General features: G+C 53.8%; 16 protein-coding genes and 2 tRNA genes. 11 read left to right on the top strand and 7 right to left on the bottom strand.

Annotated features, from left to right (window positions below):
* Positions 1–23 precede the first annotated feature (23 nt).
* Together ACPUC8_RS15195 and ACPUC8_RS15190 are read left to right on the top strand one after the other, a co-directional pair.
* A tRNA-Asp gene (locus ACPUC8_RS15195) sits at positions 24–100 on the top strand.
* Between the two features lie 8 nt (positions 101–108).
* A tRNA-Trp gene (locus ACPUC8_RS15190) sits at positions 109–184 on the top strand.
* 118 nt (positions 185–302) lie between these two features.
* On the opposite strand, the gene hdfR is transcribed toward ACPUC8_RS15190, so the two are convergent.
* Complete coding sequence (gene hdfR, locus ACPUC8_RS15185) at positions 303–1,124, bottom strand: HTH-type transcriptional regulator HdfR (protein ID WP_034820037.1); 822 nt, start codon at positions 1,122–1,124, stop codon at positions 303–305.
* Between the two features lie 121 nt (positions 1,125–1,245).
* On the opposite strand from hdfR, the gene ACPUC8_RS15180 reads away from it, so the two are divergent.
* On the top strand, positions 1,246–1,584 hold the full coding sequence (locus tag ACPUC8_RS15180) for a MaoP family protein (RefSeq protein WP_039333392.1): 339 nt from the start codon (positions 1,246–1,248) through the stop codon (positions 1,582–1,584).
* A 28-nt stretch (positions 1,585–1,612) separates the two neighbouring features.
* On the opposite strand, the gene ACPUC8_RS15175 is transcribed toward ACPUC8_RS15180, so the two are convergent.
* The gene (locus ACPUC8_RS15175; protein WP_039333389.1) at positions 1,613–3,133 is read right to left on the bottom strand and encodes a YifB family Mg chelatase-like AAA ATPase; all 1,521 of its coding nucleotides are present in this window, start codon (positions 3,131–3,133) and stop codon (positions 1,613–1,615) included.
* 327 nt (positions 3,134–3,460) lie between these two features.
* Between ACPUC8_RS15175 and ilvL the strand changes: the two genes are divergently transcribed.
* The 6 genes from ilvL (at position 3,461) to ilvA (ending at position 10,023) form a co-directional block, all read left to right on the top strand.
* Entirely contained in the window at positions 3,461–3,559 is a 99-nt protein-coding gene (gene ilvL, locus ACPUC8_RS15170; protein ID WP_071531048.1) for an ilv operon leader peptide, read from the top strand.
* 149 nt (positions 3,560–3,708) lie between these two features.
* Complete coding sequence (ilvG, locus tag ACPUC8_RS15165) at positions 3,709–5,355, top strand: acetolactate synthase 2 catalytic subunit (protein ID WP_039333388.1); 1,647 nt, start codon at positions 3,709–3,711, stop codon at positions 5,353–5,355.
* Positions 5,352–5,609: an acetolactate synthase 2 small subunit gene (gene ilvM, locus ACPUC8_RS15160; protein WP_034820026.1), complete on the top strand. Its 258-nt coding sequence runs from the start codon at positions 5,352–5,354 to the stop codon at positions 5,607–5,609. Before ilvG ends, ilvM begins: the two co-directional genes overlap by 4 nt.
* Positions 5,610–5,627: 18 nt before the next feature.
* The gene (locus tag ACPUC8_RS15155; RefSeq protein WP_034820022.1) at positions 5,628–6,557 is read left to right on the top strand and encodes a branched-chain amino acid transaminase; all 930 of its coding nucleotides are present in this window, start codon (positions 5,628–5,630) and stop codon (positions 6,555–6,557) included.
* 61 nt (positions 6,558–6,618) lie between these two features.
* Positions 6,619–8,469: a dihydroxy-acid dehydratase gene (gene ilvD, locus ACPUC8_RS15150; protein ID WP_039333387.1), complete on the top strand. Its 1,851-nt coding sequence runs from the start codon at positions 6,619–6,621 to the stop codon at positions 8,467–8,469.
* Between the two features lie 6 nt (positions 8,470–8,475).
* The gene (ilvA, locus tag ACPUC8_RS15145) at positions 8,476–10,023 is read left to right on the top strand and encodes a threonine ammonia-lyase, biosynthetic (protein WP_039333386.1); all 1,548 of its coding nucleotides are present in this window, start codon (positions 8,476–8,478) and stop codon (positions 10,021–10,023) included.
* Here ilvA and ilvY read toward each other — a convergent pair whose 3' ends face one another.
* Positions 10,024–10,905: an HTH-type transcriptional activator IlvY gene (gene ilvY / locus ACPUC8_RS15140; protein ID WP_039333397.1), complete on the bottom strand. Its 882-nt coding sequence runs from the start codon at positions 10,903–10,905 to the stop codon at positions 10,024–10,026.
* Positions 10,906–11,066: 161 nt separating this feature from the next.
* On the opposite strand from ilvY, the gene ilvC reads away from it, so the two are divergent.
* Positions 11,067–12,542, top strand: a complete 1,476-nt coding sequence (ilvC, locus tag ACPUC8_RS15135; RefSeq protein WP_039333385.1) for a ketol-acid reductoisomerase — start codon at positions 11,067–11,069, stop codon at positions 12,540–12,542.
* A 281-nt stretch (positions 12,543–12,823) separates the two neighbouring features.
* Here ilvC and ACPUC8_RS15130 read toward each other — a convergent pair whose 3' ends face one another.
* From ACPUC8_RS15130 to ACPUC8_RS15120, 3 genes are all read right to left on the bottom strand, one after another.
* Complete coding sequence (locus tag ACPUC8_RS15130; protein WP_039333384.1) at positions 12,824–14,158, bottom strand: MFS transporter; 1,335 nt, start codon at positions 14,156–14,158, stop codon at positions 12,824–12,826.
* Between the two features lie 289 nt (positions 14,159–14,447).
* A complete protein-coding gene (yhjD, locus tag ACPUC8_RS15125; RefSeq protein ID WP_494926701.1) occupies positions 14,448–15,449 on the bottom strand; it encodes an inner membrane protein YhjD in 1,002 nt (333 codons plus the stop codon).
* A gap of 45 nt (positions 15,450–15,494) precedes the next feature.
* Positions 15,495–16,394, bottom strand: a complete 900-nt coding sequence (locus ACPUC8_RS15120) for a LysR family transcriptional regulator (RefSeq protein WP_039333382.1) — start codon at positions 16,392–16,394, stop codon at positions 15,495–15,497.
* A 115-nt stretch (positions 16,395–16,509) separates the two neighbouring features.
* Here ACPUC8_RS15120 and ACPUC8_RS15115 point away from each other — a divergent pair, with 115 nt between their 5' ends.
* Complete coding sequence (locus ACPUC8_RS15115; RefSeq protein ID WP_039333381.1) at positions 16,510–17,268, top strand: SDR family NAD(P)-dependent oxidoreductase; 759 nt, start codon at positions 16,510–16,512, stop codon at positions 17,266–17,268.
* Positions 17,269–17,407: 139 nt separating this feature from the next.
* Here ACPUC8_RS15115 and ACPUC8_RS15110 read toward each other — a convergent pair whose 3' ends face one another.
* The gene (locus ACPUC8_RS15110) at positions 17,408–18,256 is read right to left on the bottom strand and encodes a PhzF family phenazine biosynthesis protein (RefSeq protein WP_039333379.1); all 849 of its coding nucleotides are present in this window, start codon (positions 18,254–18,256) and stop codon (positions 17,408–17,410) included.
* Positions 18,257–18,295: the final 39 nt, after the last annotated feature.

The following is an 18,295-nucleotide window of genomic DNA, read 5'->3' as shown; positions in this document are numbered from 1 at the left end:
TCTGACTTCAGTACAGTATCGGTGGAGCGGTAGTTCAGTTGGTTAGAATACCTGCCTGTCACGCAGGGGGTCGCGGGTTCGAGCCCCGTCCGTTCCGCCACCCTATTTAGGGGCGTAGTTCAATTGGTAGAGCACCGGTCTCCAAAACCGGGTGTTGGGGGTTCGAGTCCCTCCGCCCCTGCCAGAAAACAATCCTTTGCTTCGGCAAAGGATTTTTTTTGTCCAAAATTCAGCAATGAAACCCAAATTCAGTCATGAAAAGCGTTTGGGTTTCACTGCGATCCACCCAAACTCTCCCCCAATTACTGAGTCAATACCGGAAATTTAAGCAGTTGGCGAATATGCGCCTGTTGATCGCTATTCTGCAACCACACCGCATACAGTGGCCGTACGGCAACAGGTGTATCTGGAATAACCATCAGGTCACTATAAATGCTGTGCCAGGAGTCGGGTAAGAATGCGCAAGCACCAGTGGTGTGAAGTAATTCACGCGTCACATGCGCTGATGTTGTGGTTAATACTGGGACATCATCACTGGACAGATAACTTTCGTGCTGGTGAAAATCTGCGCCCCATTCCAGTTTGATGTAATCATATTTTTCGCGTTTTTCGGTTTTACGTGCGCGAAATAGTGCGAGTGAAATATGACCTATCTGTTGACTGGTGAGTTCATCCATTTTTGGCGCTTCGGTGGTAATTAACAGATCCAACTGACGCTCATGCAACTGCTTAACTAATAGATGCCGTTGCGCGATGCGCGCCTCAAGATGCAAACTTTCACGGTTTTCATAAAGCGTTTTTAACCAAGGGGTTAGATAGGCTTCCCACAGCGATGCGCTGGCGCCTATTGAAAGCTCGTGGTGTTGTTGTGTGTGCGAAACTTCCTTTTTGGCCATCAGCCAGGTACTCATCAAACTTTCTGCATAGGGCAATAAACGCTCACCTGCAGAAGTCAGACGGATATTATTACGATGACGCGTAAAAAGGTTAACCCCCAATTGGTTTTCCAACTGGCGAATGCGAAAACTAACGGCAGATTGCGTGAGGTAAAGCGCTTCAGCAGCACGCCCGAAATGGCGTGTTCTGCTCACTTCGAGGAAAGTTTTCAGTAATTCCGTATCCACAGCATTCTCCCAAAATTTGTTTGTCGTACTGATTTAAATGTTTTGTTTTACACTCTGTCAAGCCTATCTAATACTCCGCGCCATAAATAGCACGGCCATATGAGAGTCAGGAGCGTGTAAAATGGCGGATAGCTTCGCAACAACAAATCGTTTCTTTGATAACAAACATTACCCACGTGGTTTTTCGCGTCATGGTGATTTCACCATTAAAGAAGCTCAGCTTCTGGAACGCCACGGTTACGCCTTCAACGAACTGGACCTCGCTAAGCGCGAACCAGCGACCGATGAAGAGCGTTCGTTTTTAGAAGTATGTCGTGGTGTTCGTGAGCCGCAAACGGAAGCTGAACGCGTCTGGTCGAAATATACCGCACGCATTAAGCGTCCTAAGCGTTTCCACACCCTGTCTGGCGGCAAGCCGCAGATGGACACGGTGGAAGACTTCAGCGATAGCGATGATTAAAAATAACGGGGCCTAAAGGCCCCGTTTTTTATTCCAGACTTTTATGCAGATGGATCAGTAACCGGTCGATGCTGCGATAACTCACCGCCTCCTGCAAATGCTGCCGCAAAATCACCTCCTCACCTGCCAGATCGGCAATCGTCCTCGCCACCTTTAAAATCCGCTGCCATGCTCGCACGGAAAGACCCAGTGAGTTGAGCACTGCTTCCAGCCATTCGGCATCCTGCTGTACTAACGAGCAGCAACGTATAATCTCCGGGTTGGTTAAATGTGCATTCACCTTACCGGCACGCTCCATTTGAGCCTGCCGGGCTGTCAGCACGCGTTTAAGCACATCTGCACTGCATTCTTTGACTTTTTGTTTCTGGCTCAAGGTGCCACTCGGCAGGAGCGGGATTTCCAGCGACAGATCGAAACGGTCAAGGAAAGGCCCGGAAAGCCGACTCAAATAGCGCAGGACCTGTTGAGGCGTGCATCTATTGTGGCTGCCTTGATAATGGCCGGTTGGGCTGGGGTTCATGGCACCGATTAACTGGAAGCGCGCCGGATAGGTCACTTTGGCACGTGCTCGGGAGATCGCAATCTCTCCAGACTCAATGGGCTCACGTAATGAGTCCAGCACCTTACGGTCGAACTCTGGCAGTTCATCGAGAAACAGCACACCATTGTGGGCTAAAGAGATTTCACCGGGTCGCGGCAATGAGCCTCCACCAATCAGCGCATAGAGTGAGGCACTGTGATGTGGCGCTCTAAATGGCCGTCTGCGCCACTGATGGTGAACAGTCCCGCTGCTGACCAGACTATTAATGGCCGCGCACTCCAGCGCTTCCTGATCGTTCAGCGGAGGCATAATACCTGGCAGGCGTGTAGCGAGCATGGTTTTACCGGTACCGGGTGGTCCAAGCAACAATAGGTTATGACCCCCTGCCGCGGTGATCTCAAGTGCCCGGCGACCTTGTTCCTGCCCAATGATGTCGCTGAGATCTTGGTCCGCCTGTTCAAAGGGTTCTGGTTGAGAACGGGCCACCGTCAGTGCGGTCTGGTTATGAAGAAAGGCACAAATCTCGACCAGATGCTTCCCGACCAGGGTATCTCCTTGTTCAATTAATCCGACATCCTGTTGATTCTCATCAGCTAACACCATCCTCCTGCCCGCTTGCAGTGCTGCCATCGCTGCAGGAATCGCGGCCTGAACGCCACAGAGCGCGCCGTTTAGGGCTAACTCCCCCAGGAATTCATATTGCGCCAGTTTTGCGTCAGGAAGCTGCTCTGAGGCTGCGAGAATCGCAATGGCGATAGGAAGGTCATAGCGTCCGCCTTCTTTTGGCAGATCGGCAGGAGCCAAATTGATGGTGATGCGTTTGGCGGGAAAGGTGAAACCACTGTTGATGATTGCGCTACGTACCCGCTCTCGTGCCTCTTTCACGGTGGTTTCCGGCAGGCCAACCAGCGTGAGAGCAGGTAATCCTTTACTGATATGCACTTCTACAGTGACGAGTGGAGCCTGAACACCCAATGCCGCACGGGTTAAAACCTTAGATAAAGACATAACAACTCCTTGTTGCCTTCATCATGCTTATTGAAATGGCAGATGGCGAATGCGATTTGCTAATATCGGTACCTGATTCCGATTAATTACCGTTTTTTGCATCCCTTTCGCTGCTTTTAGAATCCAGATCGTAAAATCTAAATATCCGTTACGCCGCGTGCGTAATGAAAAATTATCACAACTGTAAATAACCTTTTACTTACAATGCGATAACCGTCACGCGCCGTTTGCGTCATAAAAAAACATTATGAAAATTATTGTCAATGACCGGATAACTATGGTAACTCTGTAGGTATTACTTCGAACAATCGAAAAAACAAACAACACATGAAAGCCCTTCTACAAGTGATTAGCCTAGTCGTGATTAGCGTGGTGGTGATTATTATCCCACCGTGCGGGGCATCGCTTGGAGAAAGAAAGGCTTAAAAATCAAGCCCGGAATTCCAAAAACCCCCGCACCGAAAGGTCCGGGGGTTTTTTTTTGACCAGGCTAAATATCAGCGAATCAGCGAGGAACAGATTATGAGCAGTAGCATAAAATTCTGTTGTTCCCCTAGGAATACAGGAGAATAACCATGACAGGTGCACAGTGGGTAGTTCAGGCTTTACGCGCGCAGAGTGTCGACACAGTGTTTGGCTATCCTGGCGGCGCAATCATGCCAGTGTACGATGCGCTCTACGATGGCGGCGTGGAACACCTACTGTGTCGTCATGAGCAAGGTGCGGTGATGGCAGCGATTGGTTATGCGCGTGCCACCGGTAAAACAGGCGTCTGTATCGCCACTTCTGGCCCAGGCGCGACCAACCTGATCACTGGTTTAGCCGATGCGTTGATGGACTCCATCCCGGTGGTGGCCATCACTGGCCAGGTTTCGTCAGCCTTTATCGGTACCGATGCCTTCCAGGAGATTGACGTTCTCGGTTTGTCATTAGCCTGCACCAAACACAGCTTCCTCGTCGAATCCCTTGAAGATTTGCCTTCCGTGATGGCCGAGGCCTTCGCTATTGCCCAGTCTGGCCGCCCGGGCCCGGTTCTGGTTGATATCCCAAAAGACATTCAAATTGCCAGCGGTGATTTAACGCCGCACCTGCTGCCCGTTGAAGAGGCGATCAGCCATTCACCGCAGCACATCGCTGAAGCCCGCGAGTTAATGGCACAAGCGCATAAGCCCATGCTGTACATCGGCGGGGGGGTTGGCATGGCGCAAGCCGTTCCTGCATTGCGTGCGATGGCACAAGAAACCGGCATTCCGATGGTCTCTACGCTGAAGGGTTTAGGCAGTGCTGACCCGTCCAGTGATGTTTACCTCGGCATGTTAGGCATGCACGGCACCAAGGCCGCCAACCTTGCAGTGCAATCCTGTGACTTGCTGATCGCTGTTGGCGCACGCTTTGATGACCGTGTAACCGGCAAACTGGATACCTTTGCGCCGCACGCCAGCGTTATCCACATCGATATCGATCCCGCTGAACTGAACAAACTGCGCCGTGCGCACGTTTCGCTGCAGGGTGATTTAAACCAGGTACTGCCTGCGTTGAGCATGCCGCTGCAGATTGAGGGCTGGCGCACGGAAGTCAAAGCGATGAAAGCCGAGTTCGACTGGCGTTACGATCACCCAGGCGAAGCGATCTATGCGCCTCTGTTGCTGAAACAGGTATCCGATCGCAAAGGCGAGAGTGCCGTGGTTACCACCGATGTGGGTCAGCATCAGATGTGGGCAGCGCAGCACATGAGCTTCACCGCGCCAGAGAACTTCATCACCTCCAGTGGCTTGGGCACCATGGGCTTTGGCCTGCCGGCTGCCGTGGGTGCGCAAGTGGCGCGTCCGGATGACACCGTCATCTGCGTGTCAGGCGATGGTTCCATCATGATGAATATCCAGGAGTTGGGTACCATCAAACGTAAAAAGCTGCCGGTGAAAATCCTGCTGTTGGACAACCAACGCTTAGGCATGGTGCGCCAGTGGCAGCAGCTGTTCTTTGATGGCCGCTACAGCGAGACCATCCTCACTGATAACCCCGATTTCCTCACGCTGGCCAGCGCGTTTGATATCCCAGGCCAGCGCATTAGCCGTAAAGATCAGGTCGACGACGCCATTGATGCTCTGCTGAACAGTGAAGGTCCTTACTTCCTGCATGTTTCGATTGATGAGCATGAGAACGTCTGGCCATTGGTACCGCCGGGTGCCAGCAACGCAAACATGATGGAGAAAACCGCATGAACCAGCATCAATTGTCTATCGAAGCTCGCTTCCGTCCTGAAATATTGGAGCGCATTTTGCGTGTCGTCCGCCACCGTGGCTTCCAGGTGTGCTCGATGAACATGGCATCTGCGATTAACGCCGAGAACATTAATATCGAGATGACCGTTGCCAGCCAGCGTTCTGTCGATTTACTGTCTTCGCAGTTAAGCAAACTTATGGATGTCGCCTGTGTCGAGATCCAGCAACAGACATCACAACAAATCCGCGCTTAGTCGCCAAAGGAAATAGCAATGAGTACGAAGAAAGCAGACTTTATTTGGTTCAACGGGGAGATGGTTAAGTGGGAAGACGCCAAGGTTAGCGTCATGTCTCACGCACTGCACTACGGTACTTCAGTGTTTGAAGGCGTACGTTGCTACGACTCACACAAAGGCCCAGTGGTGTTCCGTCACCGTGAACACATGCAGCGTCTGCACGACTCCGCCAAAATCTATCGTTTTCCTATCGCCGCCTCTGTTGATGAATTGATGGAAGCCTGCCGCGAAGTGATTCGTGTGAACAAACTGAAAAGCGCTTACATTCGTCCATTGGCGTTTGTTGGCGACGTAGGCCTGGGTGTGAACCCACCAGATGGCTACACCACCGACGTGATCATCGCTGCTTTCCCATGGGGTGCTTACCTGGGTGCTGAAGCACTGGAAAACGGTATCGATGCGATGGTGTCTTCATGGAACCGTGTTGCACCGAATACCCTGCCAACCGCGGCTAAAGCCGGTGGTAACTACCTTTCCTCACTGCTGGTGGGCAGCGAAGCGCGCCGCCACGGTTATCAGGAAGGTATCGCTCTCGACACCAACGGCTATATTTCAGAAGGTGCGGGTGAAAACTTGTTCGAAGTGAAAGATGGCATTCTTTTCACGCCGCCATTCACTTCTTCAGCGCTGCCGGGCATCACCCGTGACGCCATCATTAAACTGGCGATCGATCTGGGTATCGAAGTGCGTGAGCAGACCCTGTCGCGCGAATCGCTGTATCTGGCTGATGAAGTGTTCATGTCCGGCACTGCGGCAGAAATCACCCCAGTGCGCAGCGTTGATGGCATTCAGGTTGGTGCCGGCAAACGCGGCCCAGTGACCACCAAAATTCAGAGCGCCTTCTTCGGCCTGTTCACGGGCGAAACCGAAGATAAGTACGGCTGGTTGGATCAGGTTAATCCATAACAAGACCGTTACGCGGGTGCAGCTGCGCCCGCGTCATATTTCAGACTGGAGTAAATAGAGCATGCCTAAGTACCGTTCTGCCACCACCACCCATGGCCGTAATATGGCGGGTGCACGTGCCCTGTGGCGCGCCACAGGAATGACCGACGCCGATTTCGGTAAGCCGATTATCGCAGTGGTTAACTCATTCACCCAATTCGTGCCGGGCCACGTGCACCTGCGCGACATGGGTAAGCTGGTGGCGGAGCAAATCGAAGCTGCCGGTGGTGTCGCTAAAGAGTTCAACACCATCGCGGTGGATGACGGTATCGCCATGGGTCATGGCGGCATGCTGTATTCACTGCCTTCGCGCGAGCTGATCGCCGACTCCGTGGAGTACATGGTTAACGCGCACTGCGCCGATGCCATGGTGTGTATTTCTAACTGCGACAAAATCACCCCGGGCATGCTGATGGCGTCACTGCGCCTCAACATCCCAGTGATCTTTGTTTCCGGCGGTCCGATGGAAGCCGGTAAAACCAAGCTGTCCGACAAAATCATCAAGCTGGATCTGGTCGATGCGATGATTCAGGGCGCCAACCCGAACGTCAGTGACGCCGATAGCGATAAAATCGAACGTTCTGCCTGTCCGACCTGCGGTTCGTGCTCCGGTATGTTCACCGCCAACTCGATGAACTGTCTGGCCGAAGCGCTGGGTCTGGCGCAACCGGGCAACGGTTCACTGCTGGCCACGCATGCCGACCGTAAAGAGCTGTTCCTCAACGCCGGTAAACGCATCGTTAGCCTGACCAAAAAGTATTACGAGCAGGATGATGAGCGCGTACTGCCGCGCAACATCGCCACCAAAGCCGCGTTTGAGAACGCGATGACGCTGGATATCGCCATGGGCGGTTCCACCAACACCGTTCTGCACCTGTTGGCAGCGGCGCAGGAAGGCGAAATCGAGTTCAACATGTCGGATATCGATCGCCTCTCACGCAAAGTGCCACACCTGTGCAAAGTGGCACCGAGTACGCCGAAATATCACATGGAAGACGTACACCGCGCCGGTGGCGTTGTCGCCATTCTGGGCGAGCTGGATCGTGCAGGGCTGATCGACACCACTGCGCGCAACGTTTTGCAGCAGAGCATGCGCGAAACCCTGGATCAGTACGACATCATGCTGACCCAAGACGAAGCGGTGAAGAAGATGTTCCGCGCCGGTCCGGCCGGTATCCGTACTACTCAGGCCTTCTCGCAGGATTGCCGTTGGGACACGCTGGATGATGACCGTGTAGAGGGTTGTATCCGTACCCGCGAACACGCGTTCTCTCAGGATGGTGGCCTGGCCGTGCTGTACGGCAACATCTCTGAAGATGGTTGTATCGTAAAAACCGCCAGCGTTGACGCTGAGCTGCTGACCTTTAAAGGCCCGGCAAAAGTTTACGAAAGCCAGGATGATGCGGTAGAGGCGATCCTCGGCGGTAAAGTGGTGGCTGGCGATTGCGTTGTCATCCGTTACGAAGGGCCTAAAGGCGGTCCTGGCATGCAGGAAATGCTGTATCCGACCACCTATCTGAAATCCATGGGCTTGGGTAAAGCTTGTGCGTTGATCACCGATGGTCGCTTCTCCGGCGGTTCTTCCGGCCTCTCTGTGGGACACATCTCGCCTGAAGCAGCGAGCGGCGGCACCATTGCGCTGATCCAGGATGGCGACATGATCGAGCTGGATATCCCGAACCGTCGTATCCATCTGGATCTGCCAGACAACGAAATCCATGCTCGTCGTGAAAAAGAGCTGGCGCGTGGCGAAGCGGCTTACACCCCGCACAACCGCGAACGTGCTGTTTCCTTCGCGTTACGCGCCTATGCATCCCTCGCGACCAGCGCTGACAAAGGTGCGGTGCGCGATAAGTCCAAGCTGGGAGGCTAACAACTGATGGCTGAGTCTCAACCGCTACCCGCGTCGCCGAACGGCGCGGAGTATTTGCGCGCGGTGCTGCGTGCCCCTGTGTACGAAATTGCCCAGGTCACGCCGCTGCAAAAAATGGAAAAAATTTCATCGCGTCTCGGCAACACCATTTTGGTGAAGCGCGAGGATCGCCAGCCAGTACACAGCTTTAAGCTGCGTGGGGCGTACGCGATGATTGCCGGACTGACTGAAGAGCAAAAAGCACGCGGCGTGATCACGGCTTCGGCCGGCAACCACGCGCAGGGTGTGGCGCTTTCAGCCAGCACGCTGGGCATCAAATCACTGATTGTGATGCCGTTGGCCACGGCAGACATCAAGGTTGATGCAGTGCGCGCATTTGGCGGTGAGGCTTATCTATTTGGTGCCAATTTCGATGAGGCGAAAGCCAAAGCGATTGAGCTGGCTGAGCAGCAGGGGTACACCTTTGTCCATCCGTTCGACCATCCGGCGGTGATTGCCGGGCAGGGCACGCTGGCGATGGAACTGCTGCAACAAGATGCGCATATCGATCGGGTATTCGTGCCGGTCGGTGGCGGCGGTCTGGCAGCGGGCGTGGCAGTGCTGATCAAACAGCTGATGCCGCAGATCAAAGTGATCGCGGTGGAGTCGGAAGATTCAGCCTGCCTGAAAGCGGCACTGGATGCCGGTGAGCCGGTGGATTTGGCACGCGTCGGCTTGTTTGCTGAAGGTGTGGCGGTAAAGCGCATCGGCAGTGAAACGTTCCGTCTGTGCAAAGAGTATCTCGATGACATCATCACCGTAGATAGCGATGCCATCTGCGCAGCGGTGAAAGACCTGTTTGAAGACGTGCGTGCGGTGGCGGAACCTTCAGGTGCGCTGGCGCTGGCGGGTATGAAGAAGTATATCCAGCAGCACGACATCAAAGGCGAGCGCCTGGCGCACGTCTTGTCAGGCGCGAACGTCAACTTCCACGGTCTGCGCTATGTGTCGGAACGCTGTGAAATTGGCGAACAGCGCGAGGCGTTACTGGCGGTGACGATCCCAGAGCAGCAGGGCAGCTTCCTCAAGTTCTGCCAGACGCTGGGTGGTCGCTCCATCACCGAGTTCAACTACCGTTATGCGGATGCGGATAACGCCTGCATCTTCGTCGGTGTGCGCTTAACACGCGGGCTGGAAGAGCGCAGCGAAATCATCAACCAATTGACTGAAAGTGGCTATAACGTCGTGGATCTGTCGGACGACGAAATGGCAAAACTGCATGTGCGCTACATGGTCGGTGGACGTCCGTCGAAACCGCTGCGTGAGCGCCTGTTCAGTTTTGAATTCCCGGAAGCACCGGGCGCTCTGCTGAAGTTTTTGCAGACGCTCGGCGCGCACTGGAATATCTCACTGTTCCACTATCGCAGCCACGGTACCGATTTTGGCCGCGTGCTGGTGGCATTCGAAGCTAATGACCAAGAGCCGAATTTCGACACCCATCTCACGGCGTTGGGCTACGAATGGCACGATGAGGCGAACAACCCGGCATTCCGCTTCTTCCTCGCCGGGCAGTAGTTACAGCAGGTTCCAGAACGCATTGATAAGCGGCTCCCCGAGCCGCTTTTTTTGTACGCACACGCCTAATTCAAGCGGCGCGACCGACTCGACATTCTCCAGCGTCAACACACGATTACGCACCGGTTCCGGGCTATTCTCCAGTACCACATCCGGCAACAACGCAATACCACATCCCAGCGCCACCATCGAAACAATCGCCTCATGCCCAGAGACCGTGGCATAAATTTGCGGATTGGGAATGCGATGGCGACGGAACCACAAATCGATACCGCGTCGCGCAGGCCCTTGTTCCGGCAGAATAAACGGAATCTGTGACCAGTCTGGATCGTCCTGAGTGGCCTGGCTGCGTACCGGACAAGGCAGTGCCGGGGCGATCAGCACCAGCGGAATGATGCCTAATGGCGTAAAATCTATGCTGGCAGGCAGCGACTCGGGACGACCGGCGATCGCCAGATCCGCTTCGCCGGATTGCACCATCTCAATCGCGTCAGCGGCGTCACCGGTGGTGAGTTTGATCTCCACCTGAGGATGCTCGGCACGGAAGCGGTCGAGAATCGGCGGTAGATGACTATAGGCCGCGGTCACTGAGCAGAACAGGCGCAGCTCACCGCTGAGCGAGGGTCCATTCAGATCCATCACGTGGCGCAGTTGCTGATACTGCAGCAAGGTTTGCTGAGCAAATTGTTTGAGGCGCTCTCCCGCTTCCGTGAGTGTTACCGTGCGGTTATCACGCAGAAACAACGCGTGACCGACATCTTCTTCCAGGCGCTGAATCTGGCGGGATAGCGTGGATGGGCTAACATGCATGGCACGCGCGGTGCGGCCAAAATGGCAGCTTTCGGCCAGATGAAGAAAGAGTTTCAGGTCTCGTAAATCCATGCGCATTTCACCTCAACGTGTTGTTGCAAATTCTGCAATGTGACGTTGTTAATATATCAATTTAAGCAACGGATTTCCTGTCATATGATGGGGTCATTCGCGGCACTGAACGCAGTGTCGTTACTGAACAAAAGCAAACACAACATCTAACCGGAGTACCCATGGCTAACTACTTCAACACATTGAATCTGCGCAACCAGTTAGCGCAGTTAGGCAAATGTCGTTTCATGTCACGCGATGAATTCGCAGACGGCGCAAGTTTCCTGAAAGGTAAAAAAGTCGTTATCGTTGGCTGTGGCGCTCAGGGTCTGAACCAGGGCCTGAACATGCGTGACTCTGGTCTGGATATCGCTTACGCCCTGCGCGCAGAAGCGATTGCTGAGAAGCGTGCTTCTTTCCGCAAAGCGACCGATAACGGTTTTAAAGTGGGTACTTACGAAGAGCTGATCCCGCAGGCGGATCTGGTCGTTAACCTGACGCCAGACAAGCAGCACTCTGCAGTCGTTAAAGCGGTTCAGCCACTGATGAAAGATGGCGCAGCACTGGGTTACTCACACGGTTTCAACATTGTTGAATCAGGCGAGACCATCCGTAAAGACATCACCGTAGTGATGGTGGCGCCGAAGTGCCCAGGTACTGAAGTGCGTGAAGAGTACAAGCGTGGTTTCGGTGTACCAACCCTGATCGCCGTTCACCCAGAAAACGATCCTAAAGGCGAAGGCCTGGCGATTGCTAAAGCTTGGGCTGCGGCAACCGGCGGTGACCGTGCGGGCGTGCTGGAGTCTTCGTTCGTTGCAGAAGTGAAATCTGACCTGATGGGCGAGCAGACTATCCTGTGCGGTATGCTGCAGGCCGGTTCTCTGCTGTGCTTCGATAAGCTGGTGGCTGAAGGTCACGATGCGGCTTACACCGAAAAACTGATTCAGTTCGGCTGGGAAACCATCACCGAATCACTGAAGTTTGGTGGCATCACCCTGATGATGGATCGCCTGTCTAACCCGGCGAAAATCCGTGCTTATGCGCTGTCTGAGCAGCTGAAAACCATCATGGCGCCACTGTTCCAGAAGCATATGGATGACATCATTTCTGGCGAATTCTCTTCAGGCATGATGGCTGACTGGGCCAACGACGATAAAAACCTGCTGACCTGGCGTGAAGAGACTGGTGCAACTGCATTCGAAAACGCACCACAGTTCGACGGTAAAATCGAAGAGCAGGAATACTACGATAAAGGCGTTGTGATGGTTGCGATGGTGAAAGCGGGCGTTGAGTTGGCCTTCGAAACCATGATCGACGCGGGCATCATCGAAGAGTCTGCTTACTACGAATCACTGCACGAGCTGCCGCTGATTGCGAACACCATCGCACGTAAGCGTCTGTATGAAATGAACGTGGTTATCTCTGATACCGCAGAATACGGTAACTACCTGTTCTCCTTCGCGGCCGTACCGCTGCTGAAAGAGTTCATGACCACCCTGCAGCCGGGCGATCTGGGCAAAGCGATTGAAGGCACTCAGGTTGATAACGCGCAATTGCGTGACGTTAACGAAGCCGTTCGTCAGCACCCAATCGAATCGGTTGGTCGTAAACTGCGTGGCTACATGACTGATATGAAACGTATCGCGGTTGCAGGCTAAGCCACACACGACACCGTTTTCAGCACACGAAGAACCCCGGCTTGCCGGGGTTTTTTATGTCTGGAATCCGTACTTTAGTGTTAACACTGCACAGCATTTTGGGCGTAATGCTTGTCAGTTAAGCTGTGATGATAACGCCGTCTGGGGCCATGACACATTTATCACTGTTACCCATGTGCCCGGTCTTAAGTGTTATCTATGCGCACCGTGCAAACCGCACCCAACTTCAGCCAATAAAAAACCCGGCCTGAGCCGGGTTTCATCACGCTAAACAGCAACCATCACACCGCTTCATACAGCGTCTGATTACGCGTCTCTTTACAGGCAATCAGCGCGATCAGCGTCAGTACCGCCATGGATGCCAGATAGAAGCCCACTGCCTGCAAACCGTAATTCGCATTCAGCCAGGTGGCGATATACGGTGCCACGGAGGCGCCCAAAATCGACGACAGATTGTATGAGAATGATGCGCCGGTATAACGCACTTCAGTCGGGAACAGTTCTGGCAGCAGTGCGCCCATTGGGCCAAACGTCAGCCCCATAATGCTCAGGCCCAGCAGCAGGAAGCCCATCACCAGAATCTGCGAACCTGAACCCAGCAGCACAGGGAACATCAGGGCAAAGGCGATAATCATCAGCGTAATGGTGATCATGGTACGACGACGGCCATAGCGGTCTGCCAGCAGGCCAGCAATCGGCACCATCACGCCAAAACCAATCACCGCCACCATCAACATCCACAGGAAGCTATTACGTGAATAGCCCAAGCCCGCAGGTGCAGGTGCTGTGCCGTAGCTCATGGAGTACACCGTCATGATGTAGAACAGCGTATAGGTAGCCAGCATGATGAAGGTGCCGAGAATGGTCGCGGTCAGATGCTTACTCAGCAGCGTACCAATCGGCATTTTGACTTGTTTGTTCTCTTTCTGCACTTTGGCAAACACTGGGCTTTCATGCAGTGACACACGCACATACAGGCCAATCAACACCAGCACAGCAGAGAGAATAAAGGGTACACGCCAGCCCCAGCTCATAAACTGCTCATCAGTCAGCAGCCAGGAGAGCAGCAGGAAGGTGCCGTTAGCGAAGAAGAAGCCAATCGGTGCGCCCAGTTGTGGGAACGAACCATACAACGCGCGTTTTTTCGCTGGGGCATTTTCGGTGGCAAGCAGTGCAGCACCGCCCCATTCGCCGCCTAAACCCAGGCCCTGACCAAAACGTGCCAGCGCTAACAGCAGCGGCGCGGCAACACCAATGGTTTGATAGCTCGGCAGTAGGCCGATCAAAACAGTGGAGACGCCCATGGTGAGGAGTGACGCAACCAGGGTCGCTTTACGGCCCACGCGATCGCCAAAGTGTCCGAACAGCGCAGAACCAATGGGGCGCGCGACGAAGGCGATAGCAAAGGTTGCCAGCGACTGTAGCGTGGCAACAGTAGGATCGCCCTGCGGGAAGAAAATGTGCGGGAAGATGATGACGGCCGCAGTGGCATAAATATAGAAATCGAAGAATTCGATAGCGGTGCCGACAAGCGATGCCACGACCACTTTGCCACGGGAATTGACGGGCGTGTCGTCGTGTTTATTGTCGAGTGTTTCTGTGATGGAGGCTTGCATAACTGTTTCTTAATTGTAAATGTAGACAGAGAATCTTACGCACCTGTTTTGCTGCATTCAATGGCGAAAAACCGCGTCAGAACAGGCATTTTCGGCGAAAAAGTGGATAATCTCTGAGTTGCGGCAATCGGCGGCGGATGGGAACGGGAAGTGTCACTTTTTTGGCGGGAATCTCTGCAAAAGGGCCAAATTAAAGTGACCCTTTAGCGTTTCCTGCTGGTTTTTGCTGAATTTGTAGCCAGCAGGAAACATTTTTAGCTGTTGCGGCAAATGTAACAAACTTGCTCGCTTATTTGCCCGGATGCGGCGGTGGCAATTCCTTATCATCCTTGTACTTTGCCGTGGCGATCCACGCGGCGCAGAACAGGGTCAGGCGCGCAAAGAAATAGAAAAATGCCATTAACCCCAGCACGGAACCAAAGGCGGCACCAGACGGCGAGGTCGCCAGTTTCGGCAGCGTTAATGTCATGACAAACTTAATCACCTCAAAGCCAATCGCCGCCAGCAGCGTGCCGCGGAACAGCGCTTTTTTACGCGGCTTGTGGCGCGGCAGAATCCAGAAAATCCACAGGAATAGCAGATAGTTGGCGAAGATGGAGATCGACAGCGCAATAATGGTCATCGCCGGACGCAGCCACTCGATATCTTCCAGCCCTAAGGTATTGACGATGGCGTTTTGTGCGGCACCGGCAATCGAGGTCAGTGACAGCGTAATCACCAGCGCCAGCATCAAACCGAGCAGTGACAGCAAATCACGGGCATATTTCTTCCAGATTTTTTCTTGATCATCAGGTGTGCGCTCCCATACATCGCGTGACTGGGCGCGCACCGCCTCGCGCAAATTACCCATCCAGTTTATGCCGGAGTAGAGCGCCAGCAGCAAACCGGTCAAGCCTACGGTGGCGCGCTGCTGAATAGCGGTATTCACGGTATTTTTCAGGGTATTGGCTAGCGTGGGGTCACTGATACTGTTAACGATTTTGTTGATCAACTCTGAGAGTAAATCCTGATTCGACGCCAGTACAAAACCGACTGCCGCAAAGGAGACCATCAAAATCGGTATCAGTGACAGGAAAGAGAAGTAGGTGATCGCCGCGCCAAACTGACTGCCGAGACGATCGTTAAAACGTTCCAGTGCGCGCATAAAATGCGCCACTGCCGGGATGGCCTGAAACCAGGCCGCAAAGCGTGAAACGTTCTGAATCGAACCATCCACGGTTTTGTTGCCGGTCTTAATATCAATCAGCGGCTTTTTATCAGCCGCAGGGTCTTTAGTAGGTTTGTCTGTCATAGACGATATGCATCCTGTTCACTGCGAAATTAAAATTATAGCCTGCTATGTCACATACTCCTGCAAGACCTGGCTTAACCACTCCATAAACACCCGCACGCGACGCGCGACATTGCGACGATGGGGATAAAGTAGCGAAATCGGCATAGGCTTCGCCGGGAAGTGATGCAGTACCTCCACCAACTGGCCTGACTCCAGCAGTGGCTGCACACCGATTGCCGGTACCTGAATAATGCCCAGCCCGGCAATACAAGCGGCGCGGTAAGTTTCCGTGCTGTTCACGGTCACCACGCCACCGGTTTGTACGTAATGACACTGCTTGCCATCGAAATATTCAAAACCTAATGATGGCTGCCCAAGTTGCTGGGTGTAATGCACCATCGCGTGCTGCGCCAGGTCTTCAAGACGCACCGGCATGCCGAAGCGGGAAAGGTAATCGGGGCTGGCACAGTTAATCAAGGCATGCGATCCGATTTTACGCGCGATCAGGCCAGAATCTTTCAGCTCACCCACCCGAATCACGCAGTCAAAGCCTTCGCGAATCACATCCACCTGACGGTCGCTGCTGCTAAGCTCAATCTCAACGCCGGGATAATGTTGCAGGAACTCTGGCAGACGCGGCAGGACAAAACCGGTGGCCATGGCGACCGACATATCGACACGCAGTTTGCCGCTCAAGGTGGCGGGGTCGTGCTGGAACAGGCTGTCCATGTCGTCGAGCATCGACAGCAAATCGAGACAGCGATCGTAATAAACCAACCCATCTTGGGTGAGGTGCACACGGCGCGTGGTGCGGTGGAGCAGACGGGTGCCCATTTGATTTTCCAGCGCCTGCAACTGGCGAGATACGCTGCCTTTAGGCAGACCCAGACTTTCTGCCGCACGGGTAAAACTGCCCATTTCTGCTACCCGCACAAAAACCTGCATTGCGTGAATTTTATCCATGTTGTTCACCGATTGTTGTTGTTAGTGAAACAGTGCTGCGTATTCCTATGCGTTTATAGATCAATTATTCGCGAATATCCTTAATCCGTGTTCAATTTTCCAACTGGAGCGAAACATGAGTCATAAAATTGCATTGATTACCGGCGGCAACCGCGGTTTAGGCAAGAATGGTGCGCTGAAACTGGCAGCTAAAGGCACTGATATCTTATTTACCTATCGTGGTCACGCTGACGAAGCGCAAGCCGTAGTACAAGAGATTGAAGCGCTGGGGGCGCGTGCGGTGGCGCTGCAGCTGGATGTAGGCGATAGCAGCACCTTTGACAGCTTCGTGGCACAGGTCAAAGAGACACTGCAGAAAACCTGGCAGCGAGACAGTTTTGATTATTTAGTGAACAATGCGGGTCACGGTCACTACAAGCTGTTTGCGGAGACCACCGAAGACGAATTCGATGCGTTGGTGAATGTGCACCTGAAAGGGCCGTTCTTCCTGACGCAGAAGTTACTGCCACTGATTGTGGATGGTGGCCGCATCCTGAATATCTCCAGCGGATTAACCCGCATGACGCTGCCGGGTTCAGGCACCTACGCCTCAATCAAAGGTGCCATGGAAGTGCTAACGCGCTATCAGGCGAAAGAGTTGGGCGAGCGCCGGATTCGCGTCAACATTCTGGCTCCGGGTGCGATTGAAACGGATTTCGGCGGGGGTCGTGTTCGTGACACCAAAGATCTCAATAATCATATTGCCTCTGTCACTGCGCTGGGTCGTGTTGGCTTGCCGGATGATATTGGTGATGCCATCAGCGCGATCCTGAGCGATGAAACTGGCTGGGTTAACGCGCAGCGTATTGAAGCCTCAGGCGGTCAGGCGCTGTAATCATGTGCGATTTTTAGGGTGCGCATAATAAATGCGCACCCTACGAAAAAACGCATTCAACTCTGTAGGGTCGCCATTTATGGCGACCGATAAGCGCTTAATTGACATGCATGGCTGCTTTTTCACGCCTTGATGCGCCTTACAGATCAATGGTGCCATCAATCACCGTCACGGTCTGGCCACCAATCCAAATTTTATCGTCGCGGAAGCTTACCTGAATCCGTCCTTCTCGCTGAATGGCGCTGCCCTGACGCGCGCGATAATCCTGCGTTTTACCCTGCGCGGCAAAGTAGCGCGCCAGGCAGGCGTTGGCGCTGCCAGTGACCGGATCTTCGGTCAAACTGCCGTTCTCAACCAGCAACGCGCGCACTTCAAACTGTTCACTGCAATCAGCCGGCAGTGGGCCAAATAGGGAGGTACCATTGACGTCGGCGTGTTTATGCAAACGCTGAAGATCCGCTGCGCTGGCCTGAACATCCAGTACTGACTGCGCGCTGCGCATCGGAATCAGCAGCCAGCGAATTCCCATATCCACAATAGTTGGCGTCTGGCTGGCATCAAAATCTTCACTGTTCAGCGCACTGCTCATCAGTGCATCATCAAAGGGGGTCAGCGTGACTTCCGGTGCGGCAAAAGCCAGCGCGCCATCTTCGCTGATGCGCACATCCACCAAGCCGACACCGCACTCTTGCACGATTTTACCAGGCGTTTTTACCGTCCAACCCGCTTCCAGCAGCGCGTGCGCGGTGCCGAGGGTGGGATGGCCAGCAAAGGGCAACTCTCCTTCGGTGGTAAAAATGCGTACCCGGTAATCCGCTGCGGCATCTTGAGGCGGGAGCACAAAGGTGGTTTCGGACAAATTGGTCCAGCGCGCGATCGCGGCCAACTGCGCATCGCTTAATCCCTGTGCATCCATGATCACCGCCAGCGGATTGCCCTTAAACGCTGATGAGGTAAATACATCCACCTGCTTAAACGCGACTTTCATTGTCTCTCCTTGCTCGTTGAGGTTGTCTGAAATTGGGAT

The organism is Pantoea sp. CFCC18177 (assembly GCF_059412425.1).
This window is presented reverse-complemented; position numbering and strand designations above follow the sequence as displayed.